The sequence below is a fragment of the Zoogloea sp. LCSB751 genome (assembly GCF_002028455.1).
Lineage (GTDB): Bacteria > Pseudomonadota > Gammaproteobacteria > Burkholderiales > Rhodocyclaceae > Zoogloea.
Genome location: NZ_MWUM01000327.1, coordinates 1 through 259, shown reverse-complemented (window position 1 = coordinate 259; position 259 = coordinate 1). Strand labels below are relative to the sequence as shown.

General features: G+C 45.6%; 1 protein-coding gene. It reads right to left on the bottom strand.

Features of this window, described 5'->3' with window-relative positions; translation table 11 throughout:
• On the bottom strand, positions 1-259 hold a 259-nt coding region (locus B4920_RS26830), incomplete at both ends, for a DUF1983 domain-containing protein (protein WP_139379716.1).

Below are 259 nucleotides of genomic sequence, written 5' to 3'. Positions count from 1 at the left end.
CGGCACTATTAATAAATACCTGACCACCTTGGACAACGAAAGGCGTGGTAATGGTCGATGTGCCAGTAATTTGATTCACAATCGCAAATCTATCCGCAGTAAACAGTACCTGAGTTTGCATACCTGCTGGTGTGTTCTCAATACCGATCGCCATGCCTGCGCCGTAGTATTTACCGTCTGCAGTCACCCCAACTTTTATTGAGTACATTGCTTGCAACTTGCCATCTAATTGGGCTAATGCGGTAGATGATTGCTGTAC